Raw genomic sequence first — 5948 nt, forward strand, 5'->3', positions numbered from 1 at the left:
GACAGCGCGCGCGCGCTGTCGGCCGCCGGCACCGGGATCCTGCCGTCGACGCTCGAGAGCCAGCCGTCGCCGGCGACGCGGCCCCTGATCTTGTTGGAGATGCCGATGAAGTCGGCGGCGAAGGTGCTTTGCGGCTGCTCGTAGATTTCGGCGGGCGTGCCGATCTGCTCGATTCGCCCGGCATTCATCAGGCAGACCCGGTCCGACAGCGCCAGCGCCTCGTCCTGGTCGTGCGTCACGAAAATGATGGTGGTGCCGGTCTCGCGGTGGATGCGCTTGATCTCCACCTGCATGCTTTCACGCAGCTTGCGGTCCAGCGCCGACAGCGATTCGTCCATCAGCACCAGCGACGGCTGGTACACCAGACAGCGTGCCAGCGCCACGCGCTGCTGCTGGCCGCCGGAGAGTTCGCGCGGGAAACGCGCCGAGAAACTGCCCAGCCCCACCATCTCGAGCACGCGCATCACCTTGGCACGGATGGCGTCGCGGTCCACCCGGCGCATTTGCAGCGGGAAGGCAATGTTCTCGTACACGGAGAGATGCGGGAACAAGGCATAGTTCTGGAACACCACGCCCACATCGCGCTGGTGCGAAGGCGCATGGGTGCGGTCGACGCCATCGATGAACAACTCGCCCGAGCTGGGTTCGACCAGCCCGCAGATGATCTGCAGCAAGGTGGTCTTCCCCGACCCGGAGGGGCCCAGCAGCGTCAGCAGCTCGCCGGTACGCACATCGAGATCGACGGGGTGCAGGGCCGTGGTGCCGCCGTAACGCTTCGACAGCCGGAGCGCGCGCATCTTGATGTCGCGCGGCATGGCAGAAGTCCTTGCGACGTCATTGATCTTGGTGGCGGTATCTGCCATGAAAAACACTCCTTGAATCGACGGGTGTCCGGATGCGAATTCGGTGATGGACTCGCCTCGGCTTGCAGGCGCCGGTGAAATCTAACACCGCCCAATTAAAGGAAAATAAATATTTTCGAATGCACTGCATAGCAAACTCCTATGCATACCGACAGGCGTGTTTCCGCGTCTCCCCGGCATGGAGAAATAAGCGCAAAGAAGGGGCACGGGGCCGCGCCACAGCCGGGAAAAGCGATCGTTTTGGGTGCGCGGGACGGTACCGTGCACGCATGCCGGGCGCGCCGGCACTGCAGCGGTGCTACAGGAATCGCGTCAACTTTTCCCGATCTTTTTGGCCTGTCCGCCACAGAAGCGCAGCCGGCGCCCGGGAAGACCACGAGCCGCCGTCGATGTGAGGGCCATTGCGCGCCCGGGCGCCCGCGGTCCGCATCCACCGCGATCCCGGTATTCCGGCCGCCTTTCACCTGCCCGGGGGTCGTCGATGCATGGCCTGCGCGGCCTCGCGCCGGGCGTGCTCCGGCCATTTCCGTCATTTCCGGCCCCGCGTCCGGCATACCCCTTTAGAGGGGACCACCGGGGAGAAACCCGGAAGCGGGAGGTCCGCGCTTGCCCAACCCCAGTACAATGCCCCCGGCCCGAACCGGGCCCAGAGCCAGAAAAACAAAAGCATCGAGGGGAATCACAAAATGGCAGTCGCGCTGACCAAGAAGCTGTTACTTACCCTGGCACTTGCCGCCGCCGCGCAGGCGGCGCTGGCCGCCAACTGCGCGCCGGATTTCCGGGGCGCGGTCAATTGCCCCGGCAACAGCGCCTGCATGATGACGCGCTCGGGCGAGGTCCGCTGCGCCAGGGATGGCGGCGGGATCGCGCTGGACCGGGAAGGTGACGCGCGCTGCGGCGTGGGCCGCTGCGCGGTGGACATGAAGGGGAACGTGATGTGTTCCAGCACGGCGGGCGGCGGCGCGAGCCTGGACAGTTCGGGCGCGGTGGTGTGCGATGCCGGCTGCCGTCCGGGCTCCGGGACGGCCTGTTCGGCGCCGCGCTGAGGCCGCGCCTTCCGGCGCCGTTGGCGCGGACAAGCCCGTCATCGACAGCGCGCCGCGCCGGCCGCTGGCTCATGCCGCAGCGCGTCTATGGGGATCGATGCGTCCGGAACGAAGCGCGCCCTGGCACGCAATCAGCCGTCCACCTGCTCTCTTGCGGGCGCCGCCGCCTGGCGGTGCCGCTGGCTGAAGCGGCGCACGAACGCTTCGAAACCTTCCACCTGCACGGGGTGGCAGAAGAAGTAGCCCTGGTAGGCGTGGCATCCGGCGTCGGCGAGGAAATCGCGCTGGGCGGCGGTCTCGACGCCTTCGGCGATCACCTCCAGGGCCAGGCTCTTGCCGAGCGCGACGATGGTCTTGGCGATGGCGGCATCGTTGGGGTCGACGAGGATGTCGCGCACGAAGGAGCGATCGATCTTGAGCTGGTCGAGCGGCAGGCGCTTGAGGTAGGAGAGCGAGGAGTAGCCGATGCCGAAATCGTCGAGCGAGAACACCACGCCGGAGTCCTTGAGCGCGTGCATTTTCTCGGCGATGTCTTCCACGTTGTCCACCAGCACGCTTTCGGTGAGTTCGAGCTTGAGCCGGCGCGGGTCGGCGCCGGTCTCGCCGATCACGGCCAGCACGCGCGCGACGAAGTCCGGCTCGCGGAACTGGTGGACGCTGACGTTGACGGCGATGGTGAGGTGAGCGAGGTCGGGCTGGACCGACCAGCGCGCCAGCTGCAGGCAGGCGGCGCGCAGCACGCGGTCCCCGAGCGCGTGGATCAGCCCGGCTTCCTCGGCCAGCGGGACGAATTCGGCGGGGAAGATGATGCCGCGCTCGGGATGCTGCCAGCGCACCAGCGCTTCCGCGCCGGTGATGCGGTTGTCGACCGTGACCTGCGCCTGGTAGTGCAGCAGCAGCAGGTCTTCGTCGACGGCCTTGCGCAGGCCGGCTTCGAGCGCGGCGCGCGCCACCACCACGGTCTGCATGGCCGGATCGAAGAAGCGCATGGCGTTGCGCCCGCGCTCCTTCGACTTGTACATGGCGAGGTCGGCCTGCTTGAGCAGCTCGTCGATGGAGGCATGGTGGCCGTTGAACACCGTCACGCCGATGCTGGCGGTGCTGCGGTATTCCACGCCGTCGAGATGGTAGGTCTTGCCGAGGATGGTGCGTATCTTCTCGCCGACGGCCTCGGTCTCGCTGGCCGCCAGTTGCCGGTTGTCGCTGAGGTTGCCGAGCACCACGACGAATTCGTCGCCGCCCACGCGCGCCACCGTGTCGCCTTCGCGCACGCTGGCGGACAGGCGCTGCGCCACCTGCTGCAGCAGCAGGTCGCCCTTGTCGTGGCCGAGCGTGTCGTTGAGGGTCTTGAAGTTGTCGACGTCGATGAACAGCAGCGCGCCGGAGGCGCCGCTCTGCGCGCTGACCGCGATGGCCTGCTTGAGGCGGTCGGCCAGCAGGGTGCGGTTGGGCAGGCGCGTGAGCGCGTCGAAGAAGGCCAGCTCGCGGATCTTGTCCTCGGCGATCTTGCGCTCGGCGTCGAGCAGCTTGCGCTCGGTGATGTCGCGCCCGCTGATGCGAAAGCCGGTGAACACGCCGCGCGCGTCGTGGATCGGGCCCCAGGAGACGGACAGCCACAGCACCGAGCCGTCCTTGCGCAGGCAGCGGAATTCCAGGTTGTTGCCGCGCAGGCCGTGCTGGCCCTTGAGCAGCTCGGGCGCCACGCGCGGCATGTCCTCGGGGTGGATCAGCGTGCCGGCTAGGTCGCGCATCGCCATGCATTCTTCCACGGTGTAGCCGGTGTATTCCTTGACGGAGGGATTGATCCAGCGCGGCCGGCCGCCCAGCCCCCACCAGACTTCCAGGTTGACGGTGCAGTCGGCCAGCGCGCGGAACTTCTCTTCGCTTTCGCGCAGTTCGCGGGTCATCAGCGAAGCCAGCCGCATGGCGCGGCTGCGGCCGCTGGCCATTGCCCAGGCCAGCAGCGCGAGCAGCAGGCTCAGGCCCGTGCCGGTCCAGGCGATCACCGCCTGCGAGTTGCGCCCGAAGCGCTCTTCGAAGGCCTTGTGGGCGGTCATGGAGAGCATCCAGTCGTGCCCGCCCACCACCAGGTATTCGTTGGCGGAGAGCACGGCGTCCGTGCTGCTGCCGCCGGCCTCGGGCGAGCGGTAGAGCAGCGCCGTCGCCGACGGCTCCACGCCGTCGTAGAGCGCCAGCGAGATCCCGGGCGGCTGCTCGCCGTAGAGGCTGGCGATGACCTCGCGCATGCGGAACGAGGCGTAGACCCAGCCGACCAGGCTGTCGCGCCGCTGCGCCGCGGTTTCCTGCGGCAGGCCGCGGCGGTACACCGGCAGGTACATGACGAAGCCGGGTTCCTCGTCGCCGCGGGTGTCCACGGCCAGCTGGACCTTGCCGGAGACGATCGCCGAGCCCGAGTCGCGCGAGCGCTGCAGGGCGAGCCGGCGCTCCGGGTTGAACCACGTGTCGAAGCCGAGCACGGGGGGATCGCCGTCGGCGGGCGGCTCGCGCTGGACGATGGGGGCGTAGGCCTCGCGCCGGCCGCCGGGATGGATGCCGTAGCCGGCCACGCCGGTGCCGCCGAGCGCGGCGACGTGGGCGTCCTTGTCTGCGGCCGGCACCCACTTGACCACGCCGACCGCCTGCACGCCGGACAGGTTGGCGTCGAGGTTGATGGCCTTGAGGTAGTCGTGGAACTGGTCGCGGTCCAGCGTGCCGCTCACGGCGAACATGCCGTGCACGCCGCGCAGCATCTGCTCGTAGGTGGCCATGCGCTGCTCGATGCGGCCGACGGCGTCGCCCAGCGCGAAGTTGAACTGGCTGCGCACTTCATGGCGGGAGGCCTGCTGGTCGTGGTCCCACACCGCCCAGGTCACGCCGAGCCCGGCGGCCAGGATCAGCAAGGGCAGCAGGATAAGGCGGACTGCGCTCACAGCGGCGACTTGAATTCGGTCATGGCGTCGACCATGTCGGATTTGAAATACTTGGCGAAGATCCGGCGCACGGTGCCGTCGGCGCGCATGTCGTCGACCAGCGCGCGCCATTTCTCCTGCTCGGCCGGCGGCAGCGCCTTCTTCGACATGATCAGGCCATGCAGCACGGGCGGGTCGTTGAACTCGACCACCGAGGTGACGTCGCGGATGTGCTTGGCGTCGAGCGCCGGATAGTCGAACGGTTCGATGATCATGCCCTGGATGCGCCGGCGCGCCAGCGCCTCGTAGAGCGGCTCGAGGCCGCCGGCCTGGCTGACGCGGTTGGCGGCGGCGAGCCGGTCCACCAGCTGGTTGGCGGACCTGCTGTAGCGGAAGCTGCGGATGACGCCGAGCTGGAAGCGGTCGTTGTAGGCGAAGTCGGACAGCTTCTGGATGCCGGCGTCCTTGCGCACCAGCAGATAGTATTTGTTGCTGAAGTACCAGGCGAAGGCGGCGTACTGGTTGCGCTCGGCGTTGGCGATGCCGGACAGGCTGAAATCGAGCGCGCCGGACTCGATCAGTTTCCAGATGCGCGCGCGCGACATCAGGCTGACCCGGATCTGGCATCCGCTGCGCCGGATCATCTCGTCGGCGAAGTCCTTGTCGATGCCGGTATCGGTGTCGAGCGAATAGAGCAGGCCATGATCGTGCAGCGCGAGCGTAAACGGCCGCGCGCAGTCCGGACCGCTTGCCTGGGCATTGCCCAGGCAGCACAGCGCAAGAAGTAGCCCGCCTAGTCCGTGTCTTGTCACTGTCTGACCCCGCAAAAAAAATCTGGCACCGATCGTTCTTTCTTATGACCGCGGCGGAACCCGGGCGAATCCCCCGGCCCTGCGAACCTCGGTGGTCCTTCAAATGTGCTTCCCGGCATGGCGCCGGGCCGGCCCCGGCGAAACCCCGCCGGGGCCGCATGGACAGCAAAGCCTGCATGCTCTCATGCAGGTGTCCGCGTGGGAAGGGCCGGGCGCGTTCCGGCGCCGCTCTTTGTTGCTGGCTTTCACATGCCGCGCCACTGGATATGCATACAGCACCGCCGCCGCGGGCCGCGCGGGCGCGATGGCGGCGGCGGG

General features: G+C 68.0%; 4 protein-coding genes. 1 reads left to right on the plus strand and 3 read right to left on the minus strand.

The genetic code is table 11. The features are described from left to right. On the minus strand, positions 1 to 863 hold an 863-nt coding region (locus K206_RS0125540), incomplete at its 3' end, for an ATP-binding cassette domain-containing protein (protein WP_020205222.1). Positions 864 to 1549: 686 nt separating this feature from the next. Here K206_RS0125540 and K206_RS0125545 point away from each other — a divergent pair. Further along, positions 1550 to 1909 carry a hypothetical protein gene (locus K206_RS0125545; RefSeq protein ID WP_020205223.1) on the plus strand — a complete coding sequence of 120 codons (360 nt, stop codon included), beginning with the start codon at positions 1550 to 1552 and terminating at the stop codon, positions 1907 to 1909. A gap of 131 nt (positions 1910 to 2040) precedes the next feature. On the opposite strand, the gene K206_RS0125550 is transcribed toward K206_RS0125545, so the two are convergent. Further along, complete coding sequence (locus tag K206_RS0125550) at positions 2041 to 4839, minus strand: EAL domain-containing protein (RefSeq protein WP_043367092.1); 2799 nt, start codon at positions 4837 to 4839, stop codon at positions 2041 to 2043. Next, the gene (locus K206_RS0125555) at positions 4836 to 5630 is read right to left on the minus strand and encodes an ABC transporter substrate-binding protein (protein ID WP_020205225.1); all 795 of its coding nucleotides are present in this window, start codon (positions 5628 to 5630) and stop codon (positions 4836 to 4838) included. The genes K206_RS0125550 and K206_RS0125555 overlap by 4 nt, the downstream gene beginning before the upstream one ends. Positions 5631 to 5948: the final 318 nt, after the last annotated feature.

This window comes from Cupriavidus sp. WS (assembly GCF_000395345.1).
Taxonomy (GTDB): Bacteria; Pseudomonadota; Gammaproteobacteria; order Burkholderiales; family Burkholderiaceae; genus Cupriavidus; species Cupriavidus basilensis_B.

What these genes read in the sequence shown, in the direction of transcription:
- K206_RS0125545 (WP_020205223.1), top strand. Translation starts at nt 1,550, where the DNA reads ATGGCAGTCGCGCTGACCAAGAAGCTGTTACTTACCCTGGCACTTGCC.